The following is a 25,312-nucleotide window of genomic DNA, read 5'->3' on the forward strand; positions in this document are numbered from 1 at the left end:
CATTCAACGGTGGGAGTGGACTGGCTCGCGAAGCTTTTAGAATCGAGTCTGCACCGCCAATTCAAAGGTACGCGGCGTACCCAGGTAATACGCTGGCGAAACATGCGCAAACTCGGCATACACCTCATTCGTCAAATTGCGCACCCGCCCGGTCACGGTCGTGTGCGAATCAACCTTGTAGCTGAGGAAACTGCCGAACAGCGTGTATGACGGCACGGTCATGGTGTTGGCGGTATCGGCAAACACCGAGGCTACGTATCGCGCATCGACCCCACCTTGCCATTGCGATGAAAAATCGTAGGTCATCCACAGATTGCCGACCCGGTCAGGGACATTGGTGGGTGTATTGCCTTTGCGCGATACCACCACGCCAGCGGCGTTTTTCTCAGTGAAGTCATCGTACTGCGCGTCGACCCAGGCAAAGTTGCCTTCAGCCAACAGCCGGTCGGTGATTTGCAGCGAACTGGCAATCTCAATCCCTTTCGACGTTTGCTGGCCCACTGCAATGCTGCTGGTCGGGTCCAGCGGATCGGTGACGGCGAAGTCCTTTCGTTCGATTGTGTAGGCCGCCACCGTGGCCGAACCACGGCCGTTCAGGTAGTTGAACTTGCTGCCAATCTCCCATTGCTTGCCCGTCGAGACGTCGAAATCCTGAGTGCCGTTCGGTTGCTCGGCGGCGGTGCTGTATTGCACATAAACGTTGGCCGAAGGGATGAATTGATACGTCAGGCCCGCGCGGCCGGTGACCGGCTCCCAACGGCGTTTGAGATGCTTTGGATTGGCGGCGGTCACGGCTCGGTGGTTGGTCACGTCGAGATCGATGTCGTCATAACGCAGGCCGGTGAGCAGCGACAGTTTGTCGGTCAACGCCAAACGGTTTTCCACGAACAGCGCTTTGGTGGTCACCTGGTTGGTCTTGTCGCTGACCAATTGAGGGTGGGTGCCGGGAATGTCGTAGAAGTGCCCCGGTCGATAGTGGTTCGGGTCCACTGTGCTCGCGCCTCTGATGTTGAGCGGCGAGTTGGTGGTCTGGTTGACCTTGTATTCAAAGCCGCTCGACCACGTCGTATCAAGACCAAACAGTGTGCTGTCGTGGCGCAGTTCGAACTGGTTGCCGTTCTGCTCACCCTGGTGGCGTACCTGATACGCCGTGGAGCGATTCACCGCCGTGTTATCGGCGTTGTACTGGTAGGTTTCGAGGTTGCGGTAATCGCGTTGGCTGTCGAGGTGGTACAGCGTGTTGCGAAGAGTGGTGCTGTCGTTGATCCGGTAGTCGACGATCGAGCGAACCCAGATCGTTCGCTGCTCGTAGCGACCGTCCTCGACGTTGTAGTTGTTGAAGCGGTTGTGTTTATCGATCTTCAACTCGCCGGCCTTGGGATTGAGCACGGGCGTGCCCCAGTACGGACTGTCTTCGTGTTCATCCTGATATTCCAGGGCCAACGTGTGCGACAGGTCGGGTGTGAGATCGCTGAGCAGCGAGAACGCCACGCTCCAGGCATCGCGCTCCTGGCGGTCGATGTAGCCGTTGCTGGTGTTGTGACTGACGTCGAGGCGCGCGTAGTGCTGCACGTCGGCGCTCGGGTCGGTCAGGGCGTGGTTGAGGCCGAACGCGGTTTCGGTGGTGTCATAGCGGCCGTAACTGACTCTGCCTTCAACCGCTTGTTCATCGCGGGTCGCCAGTTTGGTCACGTAGTTCAGCGAGCCGCCCACCGAACCTGCGCCGTTGACCAATGAAGACGGGCCGCCGAGTAACTCCACTCGATCATAAATCCACGCATCCACCGGCCGGGCGAGGCCGCCTGAGACGTTGATGCCGTTGAACATCTGGGTGATCTGGCTGCTGGTGAAGCCGCGATAGGAAATGAAACCGCCGAAACCCGGCGGTGCGCTGGCGTTGACGCCGGGCAGGGTGTTGGCGGCGTCCTGGAAGTTCTGCGCGCCATGGCGTTCGATGTCGTTGCGATTGGCGATGGCCACCGAGGCGGGCGTGTCGCGCACGCTCAAGCCAAGGCGCGAAGCCATGCCGCTGGATTGGTCGAGGCTCAGGCCCGGTTCGGTGCCGGCCTCGCCATCGATGGTGATCGGCGCCAGATCCACGGTGGATTGCGCCCAGGCGTTAACGGACAGGCAGCCGCACAGGCTCGCCAGCAGAGTGAGTTGTTTCATCAAAGAATCCTGAATACTTGTCTAGGAATCAGCGCACAGGCAAACGCCGCGCGTTGGCGCAGTAGGCTGAACAATCAAAAAGGCAAGGGCACTCAGGCGAGCGGCGGGGCGCGTGGGTTGGCCGAGGGCCAGGTGAAGCGGGCAGGGAGGTCGGCGCTGACAATCGGGGCCAGCGGCGGGCTGTGTTGTTCGGGGAGGACTGCCAGGGTCAGGCTGGAGTTGAACGCCGGGCCCATGCCGCCGGTGGAGCACAACGGGCAACCGAAAGCTTTGGACAGGGTCGGCAGTTTTTCTTCGGTGGGATTGGATGCCAGCGGCGCTTGCGTCGTCGGGTCCACCGTACAGAACTGGCCGCCAATGCCGTTGAGCTGCATTGCGACCATTTGTCCGTGACCGATGCTGCACGCGAACACGTTGAACAGGACGCAGCAATAAAGCATCCAGGCCAGCAGTGAGCGATCGGTATTGGAGAATTTCATGGGGCGGCACTTTACCGTACCGCCGATCGGTCGTGCACTTGAAAAAAATGCGACTAGGATCATTTGTTCAAATCCCTTTCAAGGATTTCAATCATGACGTTTGTGTTGGCTCAATGGATGGCGGCCACTTTTGCGGTGATCGCCCTGGTGCATGTGTATTGGGCGTTGGGTGGTCAATGGGCGGCGGTGGCGGCGGTACCGCAAATTCCGGTGGACGGTTTTGTCGCGACGGTGCGGCCGGCGTTCAAACCGTCGGGCTGGATCACATTGGTGGTGGCGGCCGGGTTATTGCTGATTGCTGCACTGGTGTGTCTGCGGGTTGGCTGGGGCTTCCCGGCGGTGAATCACAAGGCATTGCAATGGGTGATCAGCGCGATTGCGCTGTTGATGTTCGCCCGAGCCATTGGCGATTCGAATCTGGTGGGGTTTTTCAAGGAAGTGAAGGGCTCGCGATTTGCGCGGCTGGATACCTGGGTGTATTCGCCGTTGTGTCTGGTATTGGGGGCGGGGTTGTTGGCGGTGGCGTGGGTTTGAGGCTGAGCGGGCTTGCCCGCGAAGAGGTTCGCCCTGACACGGATGATTGCAAACTAACTGCCGTTCTCAGTCCGCCGGCTACTGACTTCAGCCGGCACGTCATCCCCTGCCATGCGCTTGCGGAATAACGCCGCCCGCGCCAGCAGCAGCGTGGTCACCGGCATGGTGATCGCCAGCAGAATCGGGATCAACCAGGCATGCAGGACCGGCCCGGATTTCAGCGCTGAAAAGCAGATGATCGACGCCAGTGCGACGCACCATGCACCCAGCGTCGAGGCCAGTGCTGGCGGGTGCATGCGCTGGAAGTAATCTTTCATCCGCAGCAATCCGGTCGCGCCGATCAGCGTAAACACACCGCCGAGCACCAGCAGGATCGCCACCGCAATCTCGACCCACAGAGACCATTCAGCGTTCATTCGATCACCTCGCCACGCAGCAGGAATTTCGCCAGGGCAAACGAGCCGACGAAGCCGAACAGCGCAATCAGCAGCGCCGCTTCGAAGTAAGTGTCACTGGCGTAACGAATGCCCAGGGTCAGCATCATCAGCATTGCAACGATGTACAGATAATCCAGTGCCAACACCCGATCCTGCGCCGACGGCCCTTTGAACAGGCGGATCAGGGTCAGCACCATTGCCAGCGAGAACAAAAACAGCGTCAGCAGGATCGCGTTCGACAGGAACGGGCTCATTCGTAAATCTCCATCAACGGCCGCTCGTAAGCAGTCTTGAAGTGCTCAATGAACTGCGCTTCATCATCCAGATCCCAAATGTGCAGCAGCAAAATGCTGCGATCCAGCGACAGTTCCGACCACACCGTGCCGGGCACTACCGTGCAGATCATCGACAGCGCAGCCAGGCCGTGGGCATCGCGCAGGTCCAGCGGCACTTTGACAAAACACGAGCGCGGCGGGCGGCGGCCGGCGTTGAGCACGCCCCATGCCACGATCAGGTTGGACATCACCACATCACGGCCGACAAGCAGGAGCAGACGCAGGATCGTCCCGGGACGGCGAATGCGCACGGGTTTGGGACGCAATTTACGCATCATCAGCGGCGCAGCAAAACCCAGCATCATGCCGAGCAGCAGATTACCGGGGCTGACCGACAGATTCAGCGTCAGCCACAAAACACACAGCGCCAGGGATAACAACGGTGCAGGAAACACGCGCTTCATGGCTGTACCTCCAGGATGGCGGCTTTGGCTTCCGGGCTCGGTACGGCGCGAGTGCCGAGCACGGCCATCACGTACTGCTGCGGGTTGTGCAAGGCATCAGCGGTCGCTTGGGTGTAGCGCAGCAGCGGCTCAGCCTTGAACGTGAGGAGGATGCTCAACCCCAGCAACAGGAAAATCGGCGTGCATTCGAGTTTGCGCAACAGCGGTGAAGGGCGCTCTTGCGGCGTCCAGAATCGCTGGACGCCGAGGCGCGAGAAGGCCATCAACGACGCCAGCCCGGAAAGGATCAGCAGCACAAGCAGTGCCCATGCCGCATTGGAAATCGGCGCGTCAGTGCCCAGCCCCAGCGGATTGAGCAGCGCACCGATCAGGCTGAGTTTGCCGATGAATCCGGACAGCGGCGGCATGCCGATAATCAGCAACGCGCAGGCGATGAAACTCAGGCCGAGAAACGCCATGGTCCACGGGATGACCTGACCGACCACGGCTTTCTGCTCGTCATCGAGGTTGATGCCTTTGGGCGGTTGCAGCGATTCCTGCGGGCGTGGCAGCAGTTCGCTTTCGTCTTCCAGCGCAATCTCGTTGGCCGAGCGTGAGCGCTCGATCAACTCAGCCAGCAGGAACAGTGCGCTCAACGCCAAGGTCGAGCTGACCAGATAGAACAGTGCCGCGCCGATCAGGTTCGGCTGGGCGAAACCCACGGCCGACAGCAGTATCCCCGCCGACACCAGAATGCTCAGGCTAGCCATGCGCTCAAGCCGTTGCGCAGCAATAATCGCCAGCGCTGCGCACGCTATCGTCGCCATGCCGCCGTAGATCAGCCAGTCGCCACCGAAGAAGGACGAAGCCCCAGCCTGCCCGGAGAACAGCAGGGTCCACAGGCGCAGCAGGGTGTAAACGCCGACCTTGGTCATGATCGCGAACATCGCCGCCACCGGCGCGCTGGCCGAAGAGTACGCCGGCACCAGCCAGAAGTTCAGCGGCCACATACCGGCCTTGGCCAGGAACGCTACCGCGAGAATCCCCGCACCGGCGTGCAGCAAACCGCGGTCGGCTTCCGGCACCAGTGGGATTTTCAGGGCCAGATCGGCCATGTTCAGCGTACCGGTGACGCCATAGATCAGCGCCGCACCGATCAGAAACAGCGACGAGGCGAGCAGATTGATCGAGATGTAATGCAAACCCGACGACACCCGCGCCCGGCCGGAGCCGTGCAGCAACAGACCGTAGGACGCGGCCAGCAGCACTTCGAAGAACACGAACAGGTTGAACAGATCAGCAGTGAGGAACGCGCCATACAGGCCCATCAACTGAATCTGGAACAATGCGTGGAAGCTTGAGCCCGCGCCATCCCAGCGCGCCATCGCAAAGAGGAGGGCGCTGACGCCGATGATCCCGGTCAGCACCAGCATCAACGCTGACAGGCGATCGACCACCAGCACGATGCCGAACGGCGCCTGCCAGTTGCCCGGCAGGTACACGCCGATCGAGCCGGGCACGCCAGTGTTCTGCGTCCATTGCAGCAGCATCACGGAAATGAACAGGCCGAGCAGGCTGGAGAACAGGTTGATTTTCGCCTTCAGTGGTCGGTGTTTCTCGCCGAGCATCAACATGATGGCGGCGGTCAGCAGCGGCAGCAGAATCGGTGCGGCGATCAGGTGAGTCATCGCCATCATTCTTTTGGCTCCCGGCCGTCAACGTGGTCGGTGCCGGTCAGGCCGCGCGAGGCGAGCAGAACGACGAGAAACAACGCGGTCATGGCGAAGCTGATGACGATCGCCGTCAATACCAAAGCCTGTGGCAGCGGGTCGGTGTAGTGCAGCAAATCTTGCGTCACGCCGTCCTTGATCACCGGCTCCTTGCCGATGAACAGGCTGCCCATGCTGAAGATGAACAGGTTGACCGCGTATGACAGCAGACACAGGCCCATGACCACCTGAAAGGTCCGTGGTCGCAGGATCAGCCAGACGCCGGACGCGGCGAGGATGCCGATGGCGATTGCGATGACTTCTTCCATCAGACGGCTCCTTTGCTGGCGACGGACTTGGGCAACGATGCGGTCTTGTGCCCGCGCACCGATTGGTGGGCGAGGGCGGTGAGGATCAACAGCGTCGAACCGACCACCACGCCGTACACGCCGATATCAAAGAACAGCGCGCTGGCGATATGGATCTCGCCCAGCAGCGGCAATGCGAAATGCCAGGTGTGCGTGGTCAGGAACGGGTAGCCGACCGCCAGCGCTCCGAGTCCGGTCGCCGTGGCGAACAGCAACCCCGTCCCCATCCAGCGCAGTGGTCGCAGGCTCATTTGCGCCTCGACCCACTGCGTACCGGCCACCATGTATTGCAGGATGAACGCCACCGACATCACCAGGCCGGCGACAAAACCGCCGCCCGGCTGATTGTGGCCGCGCATGAACAGGTAGAACGACACCACCAGAGCAATCGGCAGCAGCAGTCGTACCAGCACCGCTGGCACCATCATGAAGCCGAGCGCGGTATCGCTGGCCGTACGCGGGTTGACCAGATCGGTGACCACGTCCGGCGCCAGCAGGCGTTGCTGTGCGGGCAGTTGCAGGCTCTCTTTCGGTGGGCGGAAGCGGCGCAGCAAGGCAAACACGGTCAGCGCCACCGCGACCAGCACGGTGATTTCGCCGAGGGTATCGAAGCCACGGAAGTCCACCAGCATCACGTTGACCACGTTGCTGCCGCCGCCCTCAGGCATGGCGCGACTGAGGTAGAACGAGGAAATGTCGTTCGGTGTCTGGCGCGTGAGCATGGCGTACGACAGCAGTGCCATGCCACCGCCGACGGCAATCGACAGCAGCAAGTCGCGCAGACGACGAATGCGCGCCTTGCGCAGGGTGCTCGGCAGTGGCGAGACTTCCTCGATCCGTCGTGGCAACCAGCGCAGGCCTAGCAGGATCAGTACCGTGGTGACCACTTCGACCGCCAATTGCGTGAGGGCCAGATCCGGTGCGGAGAACCAGACGAAGGTCACGCAGGTCATCAGGCCGCAAACACTGACCATGGTCAAAGCCGCGAGACGGTGATACTTGGCTTGCCAGGCGGCACCAAGGGCGCAGGCAATTGCCAGTAGCCACAGGGTCACGAAGACGATGGAGCCGGGGATTTTCGGCCGGTCGCCCCAGCTCAGGCTGCTGTGCAACATCGCAATCAGGCCCGCTAGCACCGCCGCCAATACCACCAGAAACAATTGCATTTGCAGGCGACGGGTGCCGAGTCGGCGCTCGACCCTGCGGGCCATGCGCATCATGACGACCAGACTGCGCTCGAACAGGTGCTTGCCGTTGAAGCGGCCTATCAGTGGCGGATATTTGAAGCGCCCGCGCTTGAGTTGCTTGCGCAGCAACAAATAGACGACGATGCCGGCGGACATGGCAATCAGGCTCATGATCATCGGGGCGTTCAGACCGTGCCAGATCGCCAGGCTGTACTCCGGCAAGGTGCCACCCACCACGGGCAGCGCGGCGGCTGCAAGCAGCGGGCCGACCACGTGCGCGGGGAAAATCCCCACGACCAGGCAGGTGAACACCAGCAGTTCGACCGGCGCACGCATCCAGCGGGGTGGTTCGTGCGGGGTGTGCGGCAGGTCGGTGGCTGGCGGGCCAAAGAACACATCGACGGTGAAGCGTAGCGAGTAAGCAACGCTGAACGTACCGGCGATGGTCGCGACAATCGGCAACGCCGCTTCGACCCACGCGGTGGCGTTGATGAACACGGTTTCGGCGAAGAACATCTCCTTCGACAGGAAGCCGTTGAGCAACGGCACGCCGGCCATCGAAGCGCTGGCAACCATGGCCAGCGTCGCTGTGAACGGAATCAGTTTGATCAGGCCGCTGAGTTTGCGGATATCGCGAGTACCGCTTTCATGGTCGATGATGCCTGCCGCCATGAACAGCGAGGCCTTGAACGTGGCGTGGTTAAGGATGTGGAACACCGCCGCGACGGCGGCCAGCGGACTGTTCAGCCCCAGCAGCAGGGTGATCAGGCCGAGATGGCTGATGGTCGAGTAGGCCAGCAGACCCTTGAGATCGTTCTGGAACATCGCGCAATAGGCGCCGAGCAACAGCGTACATGCGCCGGCACCGCTGACGATGTAGAACCATTCTTCAGTGCCGGACAGCGACGGCCACAGGCGCGCGAGCAGGAAAACCCCTGCCTTGACCATGGTTGCCGAGTGCAGATACGCGGAGACTGGCGTTGGCGCCGCCATCGCATGGGGCAGCCAGAAGTGGAAGGGGAACTGGGCACTTTTGCTGAGTGCGCCGATGAGGATGAGAGGTAATAGAAGAGGGTAGAGGGCATGTGCGCGAATCTGATCGCCGGCGGCCAGGACCTTGTCCAGGTCATAGCTGCCGACGACATGGCCGAGGATCATGACCCCCGCCAGCAGACAGAGTCCACCGGCCCCTGTAACCATCAATGCCATATAGGCACCGCGGCGGGCGTCCGCGCGGTGGTGCCAGTAGCCGATCAACAGGAATGAGAAGAGGCTGGTCAGCTCCCAGAAAAACACGATCTGGATCAGGTTGCCGGAAATCACCAGCCCGAGCATGGCGCCCATGAACGCCAGAAAAAACGCGAAGAAACGCGGCACCGGGTCGTCCGGAGACATGTAATAACGGGCATATAAAGAGACGAGCGTGCCGATGCCGAGCACCAGCATCGAGAACAACCAGGCGAAGCCGTCCATGCGCAGGACGAAGTTCAACCCCAGGCTGGGGAGCCACATGAACTCTTCGCGGATGACGCCGCCATCGGCGATTTGCGGATACAGCATCGCGACCTGGACGGTGCCGATCAGAGCGACCAGACCTGCCAACAGGGATTCGGTATTACGCGCATTGTGTGGCAGCACCGCTGCCAGACAGCTGCCTATGAAAGGCAGAAGCAGTAGAACTATCAGGGACATAGGCTTCTAATCTGCGGAAGTTTGTGAAGCATCATACGTGCCAGCTCCCCGATCACCAAACGCCAGGATGTCTCAGAATCCTACAAAATAGTCTGGAAATTTCTGTTTGGCATTGTTTCGCAGGAAAGGAAGTTGCCAGTGATGGTCCCATCGCGAGAAGGCTTACGCTCACGGGGGACAAACAATACCTGTGGGCGCGGGCTCGCTCGCGAAGGCAATGCGTTGGACAGCACCCAGCCTGGTTTAACCCTGAGTTTCCCGCTCCAGCTCAGTCTCTGCTTCGGCAGCTTTACCCTTGGTCTTCAACTCACTGACAATCACTGCCGCCACAATCAACCCAGCGCCCAGCAGTGCAATCGCTGGCAAGCGCTCACCGGCAATCCGTCCGACAATCCCGGCCCACACCGGCTCACCGGCATAGATCAACGTGGCCCGCGTCGGCGATACACTCTTCTGTGCCCAGTTCATTGCCACCTGAATCGCCGCACTCGCGGCGCCCAGTCCCAGTGCGGTCACCAGCAGCGTCCAGGAAAAGTCCGGAATCGCTTCGTTCGTCGGCACCACCAGCAGAAACGACAAGACAGCCGTCACCGCCAACTGCACCACGGTCACCCGGCGCACATCGACTTGCCCGGCATAAGTGCTGATCAGAATGATTTCGGCCGCAATGGCAATGGCGCTGATCAGCGTGGCGATTTCCCCGGGGCTGAAATTCAGCGAGGCCCCCGACGGCCCCGACAGCAGCATCAAACCGGTAAACGCCAGCATGATACCGATGCTCGGCATCAACCCCGGTCGCCGCCCGAGCACCAGCCATTGCAGCAACGGGACGAACGGCACGTACAACGCGGTGATGAATGCTGACTGACTGCTCGGGATCGATTGCAGACCGACCGTCTGCAAACCGTAGCCGAGCATGATCGCCACACCGATGAAGGCGCCGGCCTTGAGTTCGAACAGGGTCAGTTCGCGCAGATGGCGCCAAGAGAACAGCGCCACGATGCACGCCGCAGCGGCGAATCGCAGACCGACAAAAAACATCGGCCCACTGACGGTCATCGCGTGTTGCACCAGCAGGAAAGTGCCGCCCCAGACCATGGTGATCAGCACCAGCACGCACTCGGCTTTGCTGAAACGGGAGAAACGGAGGGAGGTGTCGGGGCGATTCACTGACGTCATGACCTTGCGCACTATAAAAGGCAGGACGCACAATGCGCCCAACGTTGCGCAGTATACTGCCCAACCCCACCGAGTGAGCAATATAGTGCCCAAAGATTCCAGCCAACGAGCGTCCGTCCTGCAACACGTCAGCCAGAACGTCCGGCGTCTGCGCCACGCGGCAGACATGAGCCAGACCGCGTTGGCGGAAAAATCCGGGGTGAGCCGGCGCATGCTGGTGGCGATCGAGGCGGGCGAAAAGAATGTCAGCCTGACCACCCTCGACCGAGTCGCCGAAGCACTCGACGTCGCCTTCAGTGATCTGATCCAGGCATCCGACGCGCGCGATCCGAGCCGCATCAACGAAGTGGCGTGGGCGGGCACGATCCCTGGCAGTAAAGCGGTGCTGCTGTCCAAAGCCACGGCGACTCGCGAAGTCGAACAGTGGGAGTGGTGCCTGCAACCCGGCGAGGTCTATCCCTCGCAACCGGATGCCGACGGCTGGAGCGAACAGATCTACGTGTTTGAAGGCTGCCTGACGTTAATGCTCGGCGATCAACCGCAGCACATCAACGCGGGTGAGTTTTTCATGTTCGCCAGCAACCAGCCGCACGCCTATCGCAATGATGGGGATGTGGCGGCGCGGTTTGTCCGTAATGTGGTGATCTGAATGAGTCAGAGCGCAGATATCCTGATTATTGGCGGCGGCCTCAGCGGCACGATGCTGGCGGTGCAATTGCTGCGTCTGCCCGGTCAACGCAAGATTCTGATCATTGAACCGCGCGCCGAAGTGGGGCGCGGCGAGGCTTACAGCGCAGTCGAACCTGGCCATACGCTTAATGGCAACGCGGCGCGAATGAGCGTCGACCCGGATAACCCCAATGACCTGACGCAGTGGCTGACCGAGCATATTGCCGCTGGTGGCTGGCCGGAGTCGGCTGAGCAAAATGTACCTGTCAGTGAGTTGTTCCCGCCTCGTGGATTGTTCGGCGTTTACGTGCAACAACGGTTAGCCGAAGCCCGCAATGCCGGTGCGCAACAAGGCTCGACAGTCGAGCATGTCCGCGCGGAGGTCGTCGATCTGCACGCCGATGCGGATTCAGTGCACTTGACCTTGAGTGACGGTCAACTTTTACACGGCGCATTTGCTGTGCTCGCCACAGGCATGTTTCCCGCCGCACGCACGCCGCAGAAAGAATCTAGTGGCCTCAACGCCACCGCACTTGACCCTTGGGACGTCGCGGCCATGCGCCAACTCGATCCGCAATCGACCGTGCTGATCATCGGCTCCGGCCTGACCATGGTCGATGCCGTGGTCTCACTGGAACAGGCCGGGCATCGCGGGCCTATCGAGGTGTTTTCCCGTCACGGCTTGCTGCCTCACGTACGGCGCCAACCACCGGTTTGGGTGGATTTCCTCGCTGAAGATCCTGGCATTCGCTCGCCACGGCAGTTGCTGCGCGAATTGCGTCGGCATTGCCGTGAGGCCATCGCCCAAGGCATTGATTGGCAGGCGCCTCTGGACACGGTGCGCGCTCACATCGGACGCTTGTGGAGTCAGGCGACTGACGTGCAGCGTCGACAATTCGTACGGCATGTGCGGCCGTGGTGGGAGAGTCATCACCATCGTTCGCCGCCGCTGAGTGCGCAGTTGGTCGAACGGCTGCAGGGCGAGGGGCGGTTGCGGATTCAGGCGGCTTCTTTCAAAGGGCTTGAAACGTGCGTGGCGGACGGTGTGAGTATTCGCATTCGTCGCCGTGGTGAGGCTCAAACCTGTGTAGTTCATGGCGCTGCGCTGATCAATTCCAGTGGCATCGAGTATGACTGGCGTCGGGTGGCGCGACCGTTGCCGCAGCAGTTGCTGGCGCGGGGATTGGTGCGACCGGGGCCGTTGGCGTTGGGGATCGCGGCTGCGATTGATGGTGCAGTGCTGAACGAACACGGGCAGGCAGCGAATCGGCTGTTCGCCATGGGCCCGCCGTTGCGCGGGATGTGGTGGGAGAGTACGGCAGTGACCGATGTGGCGTTACAGGCGAAGGCGTTGGCGATGCGATTGTGTGCTGAGCAAGGCTGAGGATTGAGGTTGCTGATCAGGGCCTCTTCGCGGACTTGCCTGCGAAGAGGCCAGCAGGTTCAACATCTCTGTCTACTGGTCTGGCCTATTCGCTAGCAAGCGAGTTCCCACAGGGTTGTGTAGCGGCTGAAAGCTTACGCGACCACTTGATAACACGGCACATACGCCGCGCCGCCCGGCAGTTTCATCCGGTGCTGCGCAACGAAAGCTTTGAGCAGCGCATCGAGCGGTTGCATGATCGCTGCGTCACCACGGATCTGGTACGGCCCGTGTTCTTCAATCAAGCGAATGCCCTTGTCCTTGACGTTGCCGGCCACGATCCCGGAGAACGCCCGGCGCAGGTTGGCCGCCAGTTCGTGTGGCGGCTGATCGCGGTGCAGTTTGAGGTTGGCCATGTTTTCGTGGGTCGGATCGAACGGACGCTGGAACCCCTCCTCGATTTTCAACAGCCAGTTGAAGTGGAAGGCGTCGTTGCGCTCGCGGCGGAATTGCTTCACGGCTTTCAGGCCCTGAGTCATCTGGCGCGCGACTTCGGCCGGGTCGTCGATGATGATTTCGTAGTGCTGTTTTGCGGCTTCGCCAAGGGTGGCGGTGACAAACGCGTCGAGTTGCTCCAGATACGGTGCGGCATGTTTCGGCCCGGTCAGTACGACCGGGAACGGCAGGCCTTCGTTGTCCGGGTGCATCAGGATGCCCAGCAGGTACAGAAACTCTTCAGCAGTACCGGCGCCGCCCGGGAAGATGATGATGCCGTGGCCAACGCGCACGAACGCTTCGAGGCGTTTTTCGATGTCCGGCAGGATCACCAGTTCGTTGACGATCGGGTTGGGCGCTTCGGCGGCGATGATGCCCGGCTCGGTCAAGCCGAGGTAGCGACCGCCATGAATGCGTTGTTTGGCGTGGGCGATGGTCGCGCCCTTCATCGGGCCTTTCATGACGCCGGGGCCGCAACCGGTGCAGATGTCGAGGCTGCGCAGGCCCAGTTCGTGGCCGACTTTCTTGGTGTATTTGTACTCTTCGGTGTTGATCGAGTGGCCGCCCCAGCACACCACGATTTTCGGCTCGACACCCGGGCGCAGGGTGCGAGCGTTGCGCAGCAGGTGGAAGACGTAGTCGCTGATGCCTTGCGAAGTGCTCAGGTCGATGCGTTGGCTGTCGAGTTCATTCTCGGTGTAGACGATGTCGCGCAGAGCGCTGAACAGCATTTCCCGGGTGCTGGCGATCATTTCGCCGTCGACGAAGGCGTCGGCGGGAGCGTTCAGCAGCTCCAGGCGCACACCGCGATCCTGCTGGTGAATGCGGATTTCGAAATCCTTGTAGGCTTCAAGAATGGTCTTGGCGTTATCGACATGCGCGCCGGTATTGAGGATGGCCAGGGCGCACTGGCGGAAGAGGGTGTAGGTGCTGCCGGATCCGGCTTCGCTCAGTTGCTGAACTTCACGTTGAGAAAGGGTTTCCAGGCTGCCCTTCGGGCTGACCGAGGCGTTGATTACGTGTCGTTGGGTCATGCAATGATCCTTAAAACGATGTCATCTCAAGACGAGGCGATGGCATCCGAATAGTGTGTATCCATGAATGAAGATGGCACGATCTGCGCTGTACCGCCATGTCCCCGTTGATTGATAAAAAGATGAAAAGGAGCCCCAGCATAGCTAAATCCGCCGCAGAGGCGATAATGCCCCGGCCGGTTTTTTCCGTTGCCCTTTTTTGCCGCTCAAGGAAGTCATTCGTGATGTTTGAAATTCAGCCGATGGATGCCGCTACTTTTCGCCAGCAGACCCGCCGCAGCACGATCATCATCGCCGTGCTGTTTCTGGTGCTGGCGATGTTGTTTTCGGCGGTGGCAGTGGCGCTGTTCGGTGAGCCTGGCGGCGATAATCTGCGGTTCAATGTCGGTGGGGTGTTTGTCGCGTTCCTGTTGACGGCGGGGCTGTTGCGCGCGCGATTCTGGAATCAGAGCTGGATGGCCCCGGCTGTTTATAGCTGGCGGCTCAAGCGTAGCCTGATGAGTGTCACCAATGTGATGCATCAGGTGACGGCGGCGGTAGAAAAAAACGATCCGACGGCGATGAAGGTGTTGCGCTTCTATCATCTGGGGCTGACCCAGATGCATGAACTGGACGGTAACTCCAGTGATCACGGGCAACTATGGCGGGAAGTTGAGCAGCATAAGGAACGCATGCAGGCGTTGGGGCTTGATATCGATCAGCCACGCCTCGATCCGGCGTGGCTGGAAGCCTTGAAATCCGCGTCGCGTTAAAACGGAATGCGCCTGGCTCGGCGCAGTTTCCACGAGCGGATCAGCCGCCCATAGACCAACAGGTTGACCGCCAGCACCACGCTGGCGAGTGCCAGTTGAATCTGCGGTGTCAGCCCGGCCGGGTAGATGATCGGCCAGATGTAATGCTCGATGAATCCACCGGCGTATTCGGTCTGTCCGGCGGCGTGGCGCATCAGGTTTTCCCAGTAGGTCAACGGACAGGTCAGGTGCAACACCTCGACCGCGAAGCCCCACGCGGCGGCGGGCAAGTGCAACCACATCAGCCGTGGCCACTTGAGCACCAGCAACCCGCCGAACAGCACGAACACAATGAACAACAAATGAAACAGCACCAGCCCGTCGGCTGCGATTCGGTACAGCATGTTGTGTCCCTGACGCGATTGTGAAAGGCGTTATGTTACGCGCAGGCCTTGGGCAATGGCGCAAGCTTGTTCAAGCCAGAGAGGTTTTTTAATGGCACCGTTATCAACGGCTTTTCTGGATGGAGAGCGTTATCTGCGATTCACGGTTGCCGCGCAGTAGGTTTCTTCAAGACGCTGGTGGTTGTAAGTTGCCCGCGTGAAACTGCTCTACGCTGTAAGGAGGGTAATTTACTTGTGGCAGGAGGTGTGCATGACGACTGAGCAAGAGCATCCTGAACGGGATGACGATGAGACGGATGAGCCGACGCAAGAAGAAATAGAGCGGGAGAAGCACAAGGAGCAAACCTGGAAACACGATGACGGCAGAGAGCTATCGGAGCCTGATCGCAAGTTGTAATTGATTCTTGCGAAAAAGCCCCGCATCAAAGCCTGAGCGGGGCTTTTCGTTATTTCAGAGATCGTCCATCTGCGTGAAATCGGGGTGTGAGGCCCGATATCCCAGGGTTTTGTCGATCCAGGCATTGAGTTCGTTGACCATCACCGGTGCCTGACCAGGATACTCTTCGAGGGTGGTGCGCAGGATACGTTCGATGTCGGGAACGGCACGCAGGTTTCGGGTTTTTATGTAGTGGCCGATAAAACAGTCGAGTTGAAAGCGTTCTGTCATGGACAGATGAATACACTCCAGGTCGTTGGCCTGTTTGATTGCAAAATCGTCGCGCAACTTGGTTCTCTGCAGGTTTGAAAAAGTTGTTGGGGATTCCTGGTTTTGTTGACTCTTCGGTCAACTGATATGCCAAATGGAAATGCGGCGCGCATGCTATCGCTAGCGCCTCTAAATGTATGTATGACGGTTGAAATGTCTGACAGGCGGTTAGTTCGTTCAAACGACTGTTTCGCGTTGGGCTGTGTCATTGTTGAAACGCTTGTTGTAATGAAACGGAATCACTATTGATTCGAATCTTTTTAAATAAATTGATGCAAAGAACATTCAGGTCAGTTGTTCTATTAGCCTGGCGCCCTGATTGCGTGAATTTCCTACGGTTTTAGCGACTTTGTACCATTCGAACGTCTCCCACGGTTCGCCTTCGAACAGAAGCATATGTTCGGCGCGTTCGACGGGCGTTGCTGGATCGAGCCATTCGCGCACCAAATCTGCGCAGAACACCACAGGTCGACGATCATGGATATCAAGCATGCCGCCGACGCTGTCCGCAGTGATGATCACAAACCCATCGTCGTCCCGCGCCTGCGTGCCGGATGTAGGAAGTTGTCCGATGGCGGCGCAGAAAACTGGTCCGTGATCGGCCCGACGGATCAGCCACGGTTGTCGGGTTTTATCCTCGGCATCCACCCACTCAAACCAGTTGTCGACCGGGACGATCAAGCGATCCCGCCAGATGGCCCGGAAGAATGGGCCATGGGCGACTTTCTCCACTCGCGCGTTGATTGGCGCTGCGCGATCCTTGGCCCAGTGTGGGCGCCAGCCCCAGCGCAGGTTGTCAGCGCACAGTCGTTGATCGTGCTGATGGAGCACGGCCAGCGAAGTGGTCGGGGCCGCGTTGTAGCGATTCAGCGGCGCGTCGCCCACATGATTGAGCAACGCATCCGGGATGCTCAGCACAGCAACGAAATCGTGAATGCCACGGTACTGCGAGAGTCTTGCGCACATGGGCTGAATCTCCGGTTGGACGGTTTCAGCTTAGTCGCTGATGCGCTCTCAATCCTGGTCTTGAGCAGACACTGGCTAACTGAGCGAGCGCCGGAACCAAACCCTGTGTACCTTATCCAGCCTCGGCTCGCAGAACCGGGCGCAGGGAAGGGTAAGGGCGAAGGAGTTTTGCCAATCGACAACGTGACCGCAGCGGTCGGACTCAAGGCGAAACATGACAACCGGATTCAGACTTCTTTGTGCAGCAGCCATTGTTTTGGGGTTGGCCGGTTGCATTGCCGCGCCCATCGAATTGACCGCGCAAACCGAAACACGCCTGAAAGCTCAAGCGCCGGTGCGCTTTTTGCTGACGTACGATGATGGCCCCAGCGCCTCGAGTTTCTGGAATCCGTCGGCCACGGTCCTCGACAGCCTCAAAGACAACCCCCTGCAACCGGGCATCAAAGCGGTGTTCTTCGTCCAGACCCGTGCGCCCAGGGCAGGCGACAGCGAGATCGGCCGCGCCATCATGCGTCGCGAGCATGAGGAGGGGCATATCCTCGGTTTTCACACCGCGACCCACTGGCACACCAATCATCGCTTGCTCGACCCGCGGGAGCTGGAAACGTCGCTGAGCAACGGTACGGCTGACATCGCCGCCATTACCGGGGCGCCACCCCGGTTATTGCGTCCGCCATTCTGGAACTACGACAAGCGCACTTTTGCCGCCTATCAACAACATGGATTACACGTCTTGTTGACGGATTTGAGCGCTAATGACGGCAAGATTTGGGGGTTTAACGCCAGCCCGCGGCGCCGGGCGAACCTGTTGCGGCAGTTGTCGCAAGTCCGGGAGCGCATCGCTCTTGGTGAGTTTCCAACCGTGGACGGGGTCATTCCGGTGGTGGTGACCTTCCATGACCTCAATCGCTACACCGCGCGGCATACTCGCGAATATCTGCAAATCCTGCTGGACAGTGCAGCCGCCACAGGCGTGAGGCTGGCGGACAAGCCGTTCTACGATGACCACGCTGCGCTGGAGAAGGCCGCGCTGGCGCGCACGGTTCAGCAAAGTTCGGATCAAGTGGAGTTACCGGGCATCTGGAACTGGGTCTGGGATCATGACGCCCACTGAGTCGTCGGGTCAATGTTGTGATCCGGTTGGCATTTTTGTATCGAGCAGGACACCAATGGCTCATCTATGCTTTCTGGGTTGACCGATTCTCTCATCGCCTGCGAGGCGTCAGCCCATGCTTGCCATCGCCGATATTTGCCGCATTGTCGAATCCGGCTTCCCCGCGTTTAAATGCGACTGCATTCCTACGCCGCAGGGGCTATTGCAAATCAAAGTCTATGAGCCCGACAGCGGTCACGTCGAGTTACTGCTCAATGGTGTTTCCCCGGAACATCTCGTCACGATCCGCGATATTTCCAACTTCATCGGTGAGTTACGCACGGAGATCAATGCGGGACGCAGGGCTTTTGCCGGTTAAACCTCATAAACGCCGCTGAAACGCCTGAACGATGCGCAACGTCGCGTCGCTGGTTTCCAGGTTCTGTACCGCGTCCAGTGGATGCCAGATGCAATCGGTGATCTCGTTCTGCGGGCGTACCCGGTCAATGTTCAATACCGATGCCTCGTAGACGTGATGCCGCGTGCTCCCGGTTTGCAGTTCCATCAGGTAAAGCACATCGTCGGCATCCAGTCCGGTTTCTTCCTGCAATTCACGCATGGCCGCATCCGCTCGGGTTTCCCCAGGCTCGACCTTGCCGCCGGGCAATGTCCAGCGACAGCGGGGTTTGCGCACCAGGAGTACGTGTCGATCCTGCTCGCAAATAACGGTTGCGCGTACTTTCATTTGTTACCTTTTTGGCGGGATGTCATAAACATGAAATAAAACTGCAATATTCGAGCCGGGTCCTTGCTCAAGGTTCCTTGGGTTTTGGCGCTTTTGGTTGTACGAAAACGGCCAAACCCCTGACAGACAGCATAGCGACACTCGGTCGGCACTTCGGCGCAATCAGGGTGTAAGGTAAAAGCGTGTAGCTGAACCAACCGTTAGCGGACAGGAGGTGTCCATGAGCATTCCCATGTTGAACAAAATGCACATGAACGGCTATGACGTGCTCAGCGTGAACAACGGCCCGTGGCGGGTCTGCACCCAGGGTGACCGGCTGGCGTCGTTTCGCAGCAGAGAAGAGGCGCTGGCGTATGCAGCGGCGCTCCCCGGTTACAAAAAGCGCTCGACACGTGCTCAAACTGAGAGCGTGAGCTAAATATTTGTAACCTGTAACGAAAGAGCCCCGGTTTATGCCGGGGCTTGTGTTTTGGGCTGCGTCGGCCTCAGTGAACCTTGGTACGGCTGATGGCGCGAGCCTTTACTTCCTTGGCATACAGTTGCAGCCGCTCTTCATCGCTCTGCAGTACCTCGCAGGATCTCAGTACGGTCTGAGCATCCGCCTCGTTGCCGGACTGGCGCAACTGTTCGGCGATACGTTTGAGGTCGACGGCCGACCATCGCAGATCCGAGGCCACACTTTGCAAGTCACGCTGAAGTTCGTGTTCGTATTCATTGAGCCGCATGGTCATCTCCAGAACATTCTCGGTAGAAAAGACTAGTCGCATTTTTCACGGTGTGTGCGCAGTTCGTCTGTCATCGGCTCAAAGGACATGAAAATTGCCCAATCACCATTGAGGGCGCGGGGCCATGATGGATGTGTACTCCGTTACGCGATACATTCGCTTTTTTTTAAGCAGGAAAACATGATGCGGATATGGATCGGGAGTTTGGCGTTGGTCATGTTGGCCGGTTGCTCGTTGCCGGCTTCATTGGTGCCGGGTGAGCCTAATCTCAGCAAGACCAGTGACAAAGCACCCAAAGACTATGCCGCGTGTGTATTGCCGTTATGGCAGCAGGATGTTGCAAAGGCTTCGCAGACGTCGATTTCCAACGGCTACCGCGTTACGGCGCCCAGCATCATCACCGCTGACGAGATTCTCGATATCGTGAAATACAAGGACGGCAGCCGCGTATCGCTGTATCAGGGGCCGCCGTGGGCCAAGTCCGGTTCGTTGCGCAAATCGGTGCGTGACTGCCTCTGACGACTGCTTGAGGAGCACCGTCAGAGCGTATCCACCAACCAGTCCCGAAACGCCTTCAGCGACGGCAGAGTTTCGTTGCGCGGTGGATACACCAGGTAATAGCTGCGCCGACTGGTGATGGGTTCTCCCAGTTGCAGCAACTCGCCATTCAACAACTCTTCCTCGACCAGAATTCGTGGCACCAGGCCTACGCCGATATTCGCGCGTACGGCCTGAATCAAGTGCGACGTCATTTCAAAGCTCGGCCCGATGCGCATGCTGCGATGCGGCAAGGCGTGATGGCTGAACCATTCCGCCCATGCCTGGGCATTACTGCTGACGTTGAGCAGCAATTGCCCGGCGATGTGCTGCTCTGCGCCATTGCGCTCGGCGGCAGACCACTGTGCACTGGCGATCACCACCAGTTCTTCGGTGTGCAGGGGCAGGGCTGTCAGCCCTGGCCATTCACCGCCGCCGACGCAGATGGCGGCATCGATTTCACTGGTATCAAAGTCAATCGCTTCGATGCGTGAGTGCAGGTGCACGGTCATGCCCGGGTGCGCGGTGTAGAAGTCCTTGAGGCGCGGCAACAACCATTTCGAGCCAAACGTTGGCAGCGTTGCCAATCGCAAACTGTGGATGCCGGAACCAAACGCCATGGCTTGCAGGGTCGCGCTGCGGATCTGCCCGAGGGCTTCGGCGAGTTCGCGTTGATACATGCGCCCGACATCGGTCAGGACGACTTTGCGACCTTCGCGATTGAACAAGCGCATGCCGAGCATCTTCTCCAGAATTTGCACCTGACGGCTGACCGCACTTTGCGTCAACGACAGCTCATGGGCGGCGCGGGTGTAGCTTTCATGGCGTGCGGCGGCCTCGAAGGCCAGCAATAACGACATGGAGGGCGTGAGCGTTCGCGGATTCATTCGTAAAAGTCATTGATAGCGGGTCGAATTTACGGTTGTCCCAGCGTCCTTCAACAATGAACATTGGCACCATTAGATGGCGGAGGGTGACGCAATCATTCGTTGCGTACAACTGTTCACCGCCACACGACCCGAATTTGCCCTGAGATGCCCTGACCGATGATTGCCCAACTGTCGCCCGCTACCGCACTGACCGCCGATTACCAGCAGTTCCTCAAAGCCCTGAAGGCCAGCGGTTTTCGCGGTGAAATCAGCGCCGACTACGCCAGCCGCGTGGTGTTGGCGACCGACAACTCGATCTATCAACGCCTGCCACAAGCGGCGGTGTTTCCCATGGATGCCGAGGATGTGGCGCGGGTTGCACGGCTGATCGCCGAGCCTGCTTACAAACAAGTGGTGATCACACCACGCGGCGGTGGCACCGGCACCAATGGGCAGTCGCTGACCGACGGCATCGTCGTCGACCTGTCGCGGCACATGAACCGCATTCTGGACATCAACGTTGAGCAGCGCTGGGTGCGGGTGCAGGCCGGGGTGGTCAAGGATCAGCTCAACGCCGCGCTGAAATCCGCCGGGCTGTTTTTCGCACCGGAGTTGTCGACCTCCAACCGTGCCACCGTCGGCGGCATGATCAACACCGACGCCAGCGGCCAGGGCAGTTGCACCTACGGCAAGACCCGCGACCATGTGCTCGAACTCGACATGATCCTGCGTGGTGGCGAGCGTCTGCACGGTCTGCCACTGGAGGAAAGCGAGTTGACAGCGCTGTGTGCCCGGCAAGACCGGGTTGGCGACGTCTATCGCTGCGCCCGGCAGATCATCGATGAGCAGGGCGCACTGATCAAAGAGCGTTTCCCCGATCTCAACCGCTGCCTGACCGGTTACGACCTTGCGCATCTGCGTGAAGCCGATCACCGTTTCAACCTCAACAGTGTGCTGTGCGGTGCTGAAGGTTCGTTGGGGTTTGTGGTCGAGGCGAAGTTGAATGTGCTGCCGATCCCCAAGCACACGATGCTGGTGAACATTCGTTACGCAGGCTTCATGGACGCGCTTCGCGATGCCCGGGCCTTGATGGCGCTCAAACCGTTGTCGATCGAAACCGTGGACTCCAAAGTCCTGCTGCTGGCGATGCAGGACATCGTCTGGCACGGCGTTGCCGAGTATTTCCCGGAAAGCGCCGAGCGGCCAACCCTGGGGATCAACCTGGTCGAGTTCTGTGGTGATGATCCCGAAGACTTGCAGCGCAGGGTCGAGACCTTCATCGAACACTTGATCAGCGATCAAACCGTTGAGCGGCTGGGCCACACGCTGGCCGTCGGGCAGGCCGCCGTGAGCAAGGTGTACGGCATGCGCAAACGGGCGGTTGGTCTGCTCGGCAACGTCGCCGGTGAAGCGCGGCCGCAGCCGTTTGTCGAAGACACCGCCGTGCCGCCGCAGCATTTGGCCGAGTACATCGCCGAGTTGCGCGATTTGCTCGACAGCCATGGCCTGCAGTACGGCATGTTTGGCCATGTCGATGCGGGCGTGCTGCACGTACGACCGATTCTCGACATGAAAGATCCGCAGCAAGCGGCGCTGGTGCGCCCGGTGTCCGACGGTGTTGCCGCGTTGACTCAACGCTACGGCGGACTGCTGTGGGGCGAGCACGGCAAAGGCCTGCGCTCGGAATACGCACCGGCGTTTTTCGGTGAGCTGTATCCGGCACTGCAAGCCCTGAAGGCGGCGTTTGACCCGTTCAACCAATTCAACCCGGGCAAGATCGCCACTGCCGCCAATACCGATGCGACGTTGCTGAAAATCGACGAAGTGACTTTGCGCGGCGAACTGGATCGGCAGATCGACGAAAAAGTCTGGCAGAGCTACGGCGCGGCCATGCACTGCAACGGCAACGGTGCCTGCTATAACTTCGACCCGGACGATGCGATGTGCCCGTCGTGGAAAGCCACCCGTGAACGTTCGCAGTCGCCCAAGGGCCGGGCTTCGTTGATTCGCGAGTGGCTGCGGTTGCAGGGCGAGGCGGGGGTTGATGTGTTGTCGGATGCCATTCGCCGCCCGGCGTTTTTCTCATCGCTGTGGCAGCGCTGGCGCAACAGCCGTGCGCAGTCCGAAGACTTCTCCCATGAGGTCTACGACGCCATGGCCGGTTGCCTGGCGTGCAAGTCCTGCGCGGGACAATGCCCGGTCAAGGTCAACGTGCCGGAGTTTCGTTCGCGGTTTCTTGAGCTGTATCACAGCCGTTATCTGCGTCCGGCACGGGACTATCTGATTGCCTCGCTGGAATACAGCATCCCGTACATGGCGCGTATTCCGGCGCTGTACAACGGTTTGATGGGCGCCTCGTTTATTCGCCGCCTGCTCGAACGCTTGGGGGGTATGGTCGATGTGCCGCTGCTCAGTCGCTTTGATTTTCACGCAGCCATGCGCCGTTGGCAGGTGCAACCGGCGACGGTGGCGACCTTGTCTGCACTGAGCGCGGCGCAACGTGAGCGCAGCGTGGTGCTGGTGCAGGACGCCTTCACCCGTTACTTCGAAGCACCGCTGCTGGCAGACCTGATCGAACTGATTTCGCGTCTGGGTTATCAGGTGTATCTGGCGCCGTTCAGCGCCAACGGCAAACCCCTGCATGTTCAGGGTTTCCTGTCGGCGTTCAACCGCGCGGCGCTGCGCAATGCCCGGCAACTGCGTGAACTGGCGGATGTCGGTGTGCCGCTGCTGGGGCTGGACCCCGCGATGACCCTGGTGTATCGCCAGGAATACTTGAAAGTGCCCGGCATGGAGCAATGCCCGGAAGTGGCGCTGGTGCAGGAGTGGTTGCTCAAGGTGATGCCGGAACAGGTTCGTCAGGGCAATGCCCAGACGTTCCGTTTGCTGGCCCATTGCACGGAAAAAACCAACGCCCCGGCCGCCACTCGGCAATGGGAGCAAGTGTTTGAACGCGCGGGACTCAAACTGGCGACTCAGGCCACCGGCTGCTGTGGCATGTCCGGCACCTATGGTCACGAGGCGCGTAACCGCGAAACGTCGGCGGTGATCTACGAGCAATCGTGGGCGCGGCAGGTTGATGTGCCGGTGGCGCAGGGCGAGGCGCTGGCCACCGGTTATTCGTGCCGTAGCCAGGTCAAGCGCCAGTCGGATCAGGCGCTGCGCCATCCGTTGCAGGTGCTGCTGGCGGTTCTGCGTCGCTGAGCAGTTCGTCGTCCGGGGCGTTGTCCCAGATCATCCGAGGGTCGAAACTCATCGCCGAGAGCATGGTGAACACCACCACCATGCCGAAGAACAGGATGCCCGGGCGCGGCTCGATATCGCCCAGCGCCTGGAATTTCACCAGCGCTGCGACCAACGCCACCACCAGCACGTCGAGCATCGACCAATAGCCGATCAGCTCGACGAAGCGGAACAGTTTCGAGCGTTCGCGACGCGCCCAACCGCTGCCGCACTGCACGGTGATCAGCAGCAGCGACAGGGCGACGAACTTGATGCCCGGCACCGCGATGCTGGCGATGAAAATGATCAGGGCTATGTCCCACGCGCCACCGTCCCAGAACTCCAGCACGCCACTCATGATCGTGCTGTCGGCGCCGTTGCCGAGCATGACGGTGTTCATCACCGGCAGCAGATTGGCCGGCACATAAAACGCCAGCGCTGCAAACAGGTAGGCCCAGGTGCGAGCCAGTGAATGGGGCTTGCGCCGGTGTAACGGTGCGTCACAGCGCGGGCACTCTTGGGGCTCGTCGCTCATGTCACAGGCCAGCCCACAGCTGTGACACAGGGAGAGATTGAGTTCGCTGGCCGTCGCTGGTCGTTTCATGGAATGTCCCACAGATCACGAATGTCGCGGCCGGCGATGCGGATCATCATCAGGCTCAGTGCGGCAAGGGCAAACAGACCGATGCCCGGCAACACATCAAGCAACCCCGCGAGTTTGAACACCGCCACCATCGCCCCCAGCAGGCAGACTTCGAGCATGCTCCAGGGGCGCAACGTTTCCAGCCAGCGCAAACAGACCTTGAAGCCCGGCGCTCGGCGTGAAGAGAGGGCGAAGCTGAGCACCCAGATCAACAGCACCAATTGAAAGGCCGGGGCGATGATGATCGAAATCGCCGCGACCATCGCCATGAACGTGATGGGCCCTTGACTCAGCGCCAGCACCGAATCCCACAGCGTCGCACTGTTTTTCAGGCCCTTCATGCTGATGCTCATCACCGGGTAGAAATTGGCGAACAACCACAGCATGGCCGCGGTAAAGCTCAGGGCCAGCCGTTGTTCGGCGGTCAAACCGTTGTAGCGCTGCAACACGCCACCGCAGCGCGTGCAAAGGGTCTTCTGATGCTGAGTGAGCACGACTTTTTCGTACACACAGTCGCAGTGCTCACAGATGATCAGGTGTTCGGTGTGGGCCATGGGTGGCACTCGACGGCTGGGCACAAGACCTGATCACTATAGACCCCGTCAGCGCCATGGGCTGGGAGGGGCGAATGATTTGTG

At 60.0% G+C, this 25,312-nt stretch carries 28 protein-coding genes; 10 read left to right on the top strand and 18 right to left on the bottom strand.

Annotated features, from left to right (window positions below; genetic code table 11):
* Nucleotides 1-36: 36 nt before the first annotated feature.
* Both AACY02_RS18025 and AACY02_RS18030 read right to left on the bottom strand, forming a co-directional pair.
* Nucleotides 37-2,169: a TonB-dependent receptor gene (locus AACY02_RS18025; RefSeq protein ID WP_339433110.1), complete on the bottom strand. Its 2,133-nt coding sequence runs from the start codon at nucleotides 2,167-2,169 to the stop codon at nucleotides 37-39.
* A 92-nt stretch (nucleotides 2,170-2,261) separates the two neighbouring features.
* On the bottom strand, nucleotides 2,262-2,648 hold the full coding sequence (locus AACY02_RS18030) for a DUF2946 domain-containing protein (RefSeq protein ID WP_339433111.1): 387 nt from the start codon (nucleotides 2,646-2,648) through the stop codon (nucleotides 2,262-2,264).
* A gap of 93 nt (nucleotides 2,649-2,741) precedes the next feature.
* Here AACY02_RS18030 and AACY02_RS18035 point away from each other — a divergent pair, with 93 nt between their 5' ends.
* A complete protein-coding gene (locus AACY02_RS18035; RefSeq protein WP_339433112.1) occupies nucleotides 2,742-3,182 on the top strand; it encodes a DUF3995 domain-containing protein in 441 nt (146 codons plus the stop codon).
* A gap of 53 nt (nucleotides 3,183-3,235) precedes the next feature.
* Here the strand turns inward: AACY02_RS18035 and AACY02_RS18040 are convergent, their stop codons facing one another.
* The 7 genes from AACY02_RS18040 to AACY02_RS18070 form a co-directional block, all read right to left on the bottom strand.
* The gene (locus AACY02_RS18040; RefSeq protein ID WP_339433113.1) at nucleotides 3,236-3,598 is read right to left on the bottom strand and encodes a Na+/H+ antiporter subunit G; all 363 of its coding nucleotides are present in this window, start codon (nucleotides 3,596-3,598) and stop codon (nucleotides 3,236-3,238) included.
* The gene (locus AACY02_RS18045; protein ID WP_221729610.1) at nucleotides 3,595-3,873 is read right to left on the bottom strand and encodes a K+/H+ antiporter subunit F; all 279 of its coding nucleotides are present in this window, start codon (nucleotides 3,871-3,873) and stop codon (nucleotides 3,595-3,597) included. The genes AACY02_RS18040 and AACY02_RS18045 overlap by 4 nt, the downstream gene beginning before the upstream one ends.
* The gene (locus tag AACY02_RS18050) at nucleotides 3,870-4,358 is read right to left on the bottom strand and encodes a Na+/H+ antiporter subunit E (protein ID WP_339433114.1); all 489 of its coding nucleotides are present in this window, start codon (nucleotides 4,356-4,358) and stop codon (nucleotides 3,870-3,872) included. Before AACY02_RS18050 ends, AACY02_RS18045 begins: the two co-directional genes overlap by 4 nt.
* On the bottom strand, nucleotides 4,355-6,034 hold the full coding sequence (locus tag AACY02_RS18055; RefSeq protein ID WP_339433115.1) for a monovalent cation/H+ antiporter subunit D: 1,680 nt from the start codon (nucleotides 6,032-6,034) through the stop codon (nucleotides 4,355-4,357). Before AACY02_RS18055 ends, AACY02_RS18050 begins: the two co-directional genes overlap by 4 nt.
* A complete protein-coding gene (locus tag AACY02_RS18060; protein ID WP_016775082.1) occupies nucleotides 6,031-6,375 on the bottom strand; it encodes a Na+/H+ antiporter subunit C in 345 nt (114 codons plus the stop codon). The genes AACY02_RS18055 and AACY02_RS18060 overlap by 4 nt, the downstream gene beginning before the upstream one ends.
* On the bottom strand, nucleotides 6,375-9,293 hold the full coding sequence (locus tag AACY02_RS18065) for a monovalent cation/H+ antiporter subunit A (RefSeq protein ID WP_339433116.1): 2,919 nt from the start codon (nucleotides 9,291-9,293) through the stop codon (nucleotides 6,375-6,377). The genes AACY02_RS18060 and AACY02_RS18065 overlap by 1 nt, the downstream gene beginning before the upstream one ends.
* A gap of 243 nt (nucleotides 9,294-9,536) precedes the next feature.
* The gene (locus AACY02_RS18070) at nucleotides 9,537-10,472 is read right to left on the bottom strand and encodes a DMT family transporter (RefSeq protein ID WP_339433117.1); all 936 of its coding nucleotides are present in this window, start codon (nucleotides 10,470-10,472) and stop codon (nucleotides 9,537-9,539) included.
* An 85-nt stretch (nucleotides 10,473-10,557) separates the two neighbouring features.
* Here AACY02_RS18070 and AACY02_RS18075 point away from each other — a divergent pair, with 85 nt between their 5' ends.
* Both AACY02_RS18075 and AACY02_RS18080 read left to right on the top strand, forming a co-directional pair.
* Complete coding sequence (locus AACY02_RS18075) at nucleotides 10,558-11,121, top strand: helix-turn-helix domain-containing protein (RefSeq protein WP_339433118.1); 564 nt, start codon at nucleotides 10,558-10,560, stop codon at nucleotides 11,119-11,121.
* Nucleotides 11,122-12,525 (top strand): FAD/NAD(P)-binding protein, encoded by a 1,404-nt coding sequence (locus tag AACY02_RS18080; RefSeq protein ID WP_339433119.1) that lies wholly within the window; start codon nucleotides 11,122-11,124, stop codon nucleotides 12,523-12,525.
* A gap of 134 nt (nucleotides 12,526-12,659) precedes the next feature.
* On the opposite strand, the gene ppnN is transcribed toward AACY02_RS18080, so the two are convergent.
* Nucleotides 12,660-14,033, bottom strand: coding sequence for a nucleotide 5'-monophosphate nucleosidase PpnN (ppnN, locus tag AACY02_RS18085; protein ID WP_339433120.1), 1,374 nt, complete (start codon nucleotides 14,031-14,033; stop codon nucleotides 12,660-12,662).
* 224 nt (nucleotides 14,034-14,257) lie between these two features.
* On the opposite strand from ppnN, the gene AACY02_RS18090 reads away from it, so the two are divergent.
* Nucleotides 14,258-14,785: a DUF3087 domain-containing protein gene (locus AACY02_RS18090; protein WP_339433177.1), complete on the top strand. Its 528-nt coding sequence runs from the start codon at nucleotides 14,258-14,260 to the stop codon at nucleotides 14,783-14,785.
* On the opposite strand, the gene AACY02_RS18095 is transcribed toward AACY02_RS18090, so the two are convergent.
* On the bottom strand, nucleotides 14,782-15,168 hold the full coding sequence (locus AACY02_RS18095) for a DUF2784 domain-containing protein (RefSeq protein WP_339433121.1): 387 nt from the start codon (nucleotides 15,166-15,168) through the stop codon (nucleotides 14,782-14,784). The two genes, AACY02_RS18090 and AACY02_RS18095, sit on opposite strands and share 4 nt — an antisense overlap.
* Nucleotides 15,169-15,418: 250 nt before the next feature.
* Here AACY02_RS18095 and AACY02_RS18100 point away from each other — a divergent pair, with 250 nt between their 5' ends.
* Nucleotides 15,419-15,565, top strand: coding sequence for a hypothetical protein (locus AACY02_RS18100; protein WP_339433122.1), 147 nt, complete (start codon nucleotides 15,419-15,421; stop codon nucleotides 15,563-15,565).
* 54 nt (nucleotides 15,566-15,619) lie between these two features.
* On the opposite strand, the gene AACY02_RS18105 is transcribed toward AACY02_RS18100, so the two are convergent.
* Together AACY02_RS18105 and AACY02_RS18110 are read right to left on the bottom strand one after the other, a co-directional pair.
* On the bottom strand, nucleotides 15,620-15,892 hold the full coding sequence (locus tag AACY02_RS18105) for a hypothetical protein (protein WP_339433123.1): 273 nt from the start codon (nucleotides 15,890-15,892) through the stop codon (nucleotides 15,620-15,622).
* A 267-nt stretch (nucleotides 15,893-16,159) separates the two neighbouring features.
* Complete coding sequence (locus AACY02_RS18110) at nucleotides 16,160-16,840, bottom strand: SOS response-associated peptidase (RefSeq protein ID WP_339433124.1); 681 nt, start codon at nucleotides 16,838-16,840, stop codon at nucleotides 16,160-16,162.
* Nucleotides 16,841-17,054: 214 nt separating this feature from the next.
* Here AACY02_RS18110 and AACY02_RS18115 point away from each other — a divergent pair, with 214 nt between their 5' ends.
* Together AACY02_RS18115 and AACY02_RS18120 are read left to right on the top strand one after the other, a co-directional pair.
* Complete coding sequence (locus AACY02_RS18115; protein WP_339433125.1) at nucleotides 17,055-17,954, top strand: polysaccharide deacetylase family protein; 900 nt, start codon at nucleotides 17,055-17,057, stop codon at nucleotides 17,952-17,954.
* Nucleotides 17,955-18,069: 115 nt separating this feature from the next.
* On the top strand, nucleotides 18,070-18,312 hold the full coding sequence (locus AACY02_RS18120; protein WP_339433126.1) for a DUF1652 domain-containing protein: 243 nt from the start codon (nucleotides 18,070-18,072) through the stop codon (nucleotides 18,310-18,312).
* A gap of 3 nt (nucleotides 18,313-18,315) precedes the next feature.
* On the opposite strand, the gene AACY02_RS18125 is transcribed toward AACY02_RS18120, so the two are convergent.
* A complete protein-coding gene (locus tag AACY02_RS18125; RefSeq protein WP_339433127.1) occupies nucleotides 18,316-18,678 on the bottom strand; it encodes an NUDIX hydrolase in 363 nt (120 codons plus the stop codon).
* Between the two features lie 220 nt (nucleotides 18,679-18,898).
* Between AACY02_RS18125 and AACY02_RS18130 the strand changes: the two genes are divergently transcribed.
* On the top strand, nucleotides 18,899-19,096 hold the full coding sequence (locus tag AACY02_RS18130) for a DUF2188 domain-containing protein (protein WP_339433128.1): 198 nt from the start codon (nucleotides 18,899-18,901) through the stop codon (nucleotides 19,094-19,096).
* Nucleotides 19,097-19,163: 67 nt separating this feature from the next.
* On the opposite strand, the gene AACY02_RS18135 is transcribed toward AACY02_RS18130, so the two are convergent.
* Nucleotides 19,164-19,403, bottom strand: a complete 240-nt coding sequence (locus AACY02_RS18135) for a hypothetical protein (RefSeq protein ID WP_221729626.1) — start codon at nucleotides 19,401-19,403, stop codon at nucleotides 19,164-19,166.
* Between the two features lie 183 nt (nucleotides 19,404-19,586).
* Between AACY02_RS18135 and AACY02_RS18140 the strand changes: the two genes are divergently transcribed.
* On the top strand, nucleotides 19,587-19,922 hold the full coding sequence (locus AACY02_RS18140; protein ID WP_339433129.1) for a hypothetical protein: 336 nt from the start codon (nucleotides 19,587-19,589) through the stop codon (nucleotides 19,920-19,922).
* 20 nt (nucleotides 19,923-19,942) lie between these two features.
* Here AACY02_RS18140 and AACY02_RS18145 read toward each other — a convergent pair whose 3' ends face one another.
* On the bottom strand, nucleotides 19,943-20,827 hold the full coding sequence (locus tag AACY02_RS18145) for a LysR substrate-binding domain-containing protein (RefSeq protein ID WP_221729628.1): 885 nt from the start codon (nucleotides 20,825-20,827) through the stop codon (nucleotides 19,943-19,945).
* A gap of 159 nt (nucleotides 20,828-20,986) precedes the next feature.
* Between AACY02_RS18145 and ydiJ the strand changes: the two genes are divergently transcribed.
* Nucleotides 20,987-24,013 carry a D-2-hydroxyglutarate dehydrogenase YdiJ gene (gene ydiJ / locus AACY02_RS18150; RefSeq protein ID WP_339433130.1) on the top strand — a complete coding sequence of 1,009 codons (3,027 nt, stop codon included), beginning with the start codon at nucleotides 20,987-20,989 and terminating at the stop codon, nucleotides 24,011-24,013.
* Here ydiJ and AACY02_RS18155 read toward each other — a convergent pair.
* Both AACY02_RS18155 and AACY02_RS18160 read right to left on the bottom strand, forming a co-directional pair.
* Nucleotides 23,946-24,635, bottom strand: a complete 690-nt coding sequence (locus AACY02_RS18155) for a paraquat-inducible protein A (RefSeq protein WP_339433131.1) — start codon at nucleotides 24,633-24,635, stop codon at nucleotides 23,946-23,948. The genes ydiJ and AACY02_RS18155 overlap by 68 nt on opposite strands.
* On the bottom strand, nucleotides 24,632-25,228 hold the full coding sequence (locus tag AACY02_RS18160) for a paraquat-inducible protein A (protein WP_339433132.1): 597 nt from the start codon (nucleotides 25,226-25,228) through the stop codon (nucleotides 24,632-24,634). The genes AACY02_RS18155 and AACY02_RS18160 overlap by 4 nt, the downstream gene beginning before the upstream one ends.
* Nucleotides 25,229-25,312: the final 84 nt, after the last annotated feature.

The sequence above is a fragment of the Pseudomonas sp. EA_65y_Pfl2_P78 genome (genome assembly GCF_963970495.1).
GTDB classification, from domain to species: Bacteria; Pseudomonadota; Gammaproteobacteria; order Pseudomonadales; family Pseudomonadaceae; genus Aquipseudomonas; species Aquipseudomonas baetica_A.

What these genes read in the sequence shown, in the direction of transcription:
- AACY02_RS18025 (WP_339433110.1), bottom strand. Translation starts at nt 2,169, where the DNA reads ATGAAACAACTCACTCTGCTGGCGAGCCTGTGCGGCTGCCTGTCCGTT.
- AACY02_RS18030 (WP_339433111.1), bottom strand. Translation starts at nt 2,648, where the DNA reads ATGAAATTCTCCAATACCGATCGCTCACTGCTGGCCTGGATGCTTTAT.
- AACY02_RS18035 (WP_339433112.1), top strand. Translation starts at nt 2,742, where the DNA reads ATGACGTTTGTGTTGGCTCAATGGATGGCGGCCACTTTTGCGGTGATC.
- AACY02_RS18040 (WP_339433113.1), bottom strand. Translation starts at nt 3,598, where the DNA reads ATGAACGCTGAATGGTCTCTGTGGGTCGAGATTGCGGTGGCGATCCTG.
- AACY02_RS18045 (WP_221729610.1), bottom strand. Translation starts at nt 3,873, where the DNA reads ATGAGCCCGTTCCTGTCGAACGCGATCCTGCTGACGCTGTTTTTGTTC.
- AACY02_RS18050 (WP_339433114.1), bottom strand. Translation starts at nt 4,358, where the DNA reads ATGAAGCGCGTGTTTCCTGCACCGTTGTTATCCCTGGCGCTGTGTGTT.
- AACY02_RS18055 (WP_339433115.1), bottom strand. Translation starts at nt 6,034, where the DNA reads ATGATGGCGATGACTCACCTGATCGCCGCACCGATTCTGCTGCCGCTG.
- AACY02_RS18060 (WP_016775082.1), bottom strand. Translation starts at nt 6,375, where the DNA reads ATGGAAGAAGTCATCGCAATCGCCATCGGCATCCTCGCCGCGTCCGGC.
- AACY02_RS18065 (WP_339433116.1), bottom strand. Translation starts at nt 9,293, where the DNA reads ATGTCCCTGATAGTTCTACTGCTTCTGCCTTTCATAGGCAGCTGTCTG.
- AACY02_RS18070 (WP_339433117.1), bottom strand. Translation starts at nt 10,472, where the DNA reads ATGACGTCAGTGAATCGCCCCGACACCTCCCTCCGTTTCTCCCGTTTC.
- AACY02_RS18080 (WP_339433119.1), top strand. Translation starts at nt 11,122, where the DNA reads ATGAGTCAGAGCGCAGATATCCTGATTATTGGCGGCGGCCTCAGCGGC.
- ppnN (WP_339433120.1), bottom strand. Translation starts at nt 14,033, where the DNA reads ATGACCCAACGACACGTAATCAACGCCTCGGTCAGCCCGAAGGGCAGC.
- AACY02_RS18090 (WP_339433177.1), top strand. Translation starts at nt 14,258, where the DNA reads ATGTTTGAAATTCAGCCGATGGATGCCGCTACTTTTCGCCAGCAGACC.
- AACY02_RS18095 (WP_339433121.1), bottom strand. Translation starts at nt 15,168, where the DNA reads ATGCTGTACCGAATCGCAGCCGACGGGCTGGTGCTGTTTCATTTGTTG.
- AACY02_RS18100 (WP_339433122.1), top strand. Translation starts at nt 15,419, where the DNA reads ATGACGACTGAGCAAGAGCATCCTGAACGGGATGACGATGAGACGGAT.
- AACY02_RS18110 (WP_339433124.1), bottom strand. Translation starts at nt 16,840, where the DNA reads ATGTGCGCAAGACTCTCGCAGTACCGTGGCATTCACGATTTCGTTGCT.
- AACY02_RS18115 (WP_339433125.1), top strand. Translation starts at nt 17,055, where the DNA reads ATGACAACCGGATTCAGACTTCTTTGTGCAGCAGCCATTGTTTTGGGG.
- AACY02_RS18120 (WP_339433126.1), top strand. Translation starts at nt 18,070, where the DNA reads ATGCTTGCCATCGCCGATATTTGCCGCATTGTCGAATCCGGCTTCCCC.
- AACY02_RS18125 (WP_339433127.1), bottom strand. Translation starts at nt 18,678, where the DNA reads ATGAAAGTACGCGCAACCGTTATTTGCGAGCAGGATCGACACGTACTC.
- AACY02_RS18130 (WP_339433128.1), top strand. Translation starts at nt 18,899, where the DNA reads ATGAGCATTCCCATGTTGAACAAAATGCACATGAACGGCTATGACGTG.
- AACY02_RS18135 (WP_221729626.1), bottom strand. Translation starts at nt 19,403, where the DNA reads ATGCGGCTCAATGAATACGAACACGAACTTCAGCGTGACTTGCAAAGT.
- AACY02_RS18140 (WP_339433129.1), top strand. Translation starts at nt 19,587, where the DNA reads ATGCGGATATGGATCGGGAGTTTGGCGTTGGTCATGTTGGCCGGTTGC.
- AACY02_RS18145 (WP_221729628.1), bottom strand. Translation starts at nt 20,827, where the DNA reads ATGAATCCGCGAACGCTCACGCCCTCCATGTCGTTATTGCTGGCCTTC.
- ydiJ (WP_339433130.1), top strand. Translation starts at nt 20,987, where the DNA reads ATGATTGCCCAACTGTCGCCCGCTACCGCACTGACCGCCGATTACCAG.
- AACY02_RS18155 (WP_339433131.1), bottom strand. Translation starts at nt 24,635, where the DNA reads ATGAAACGACCAGCGACGGCCAGCGAACTCAATCTCTCCCTGTGTCAC.
- AACY02_RS18160 (WP_339433132.1), bottom strand. Translation starts at nt 25,228, where the DNA reads ATGGCCCACACCGAACACCTGATCATCTGTGAGCACTGCGACTGTGTG.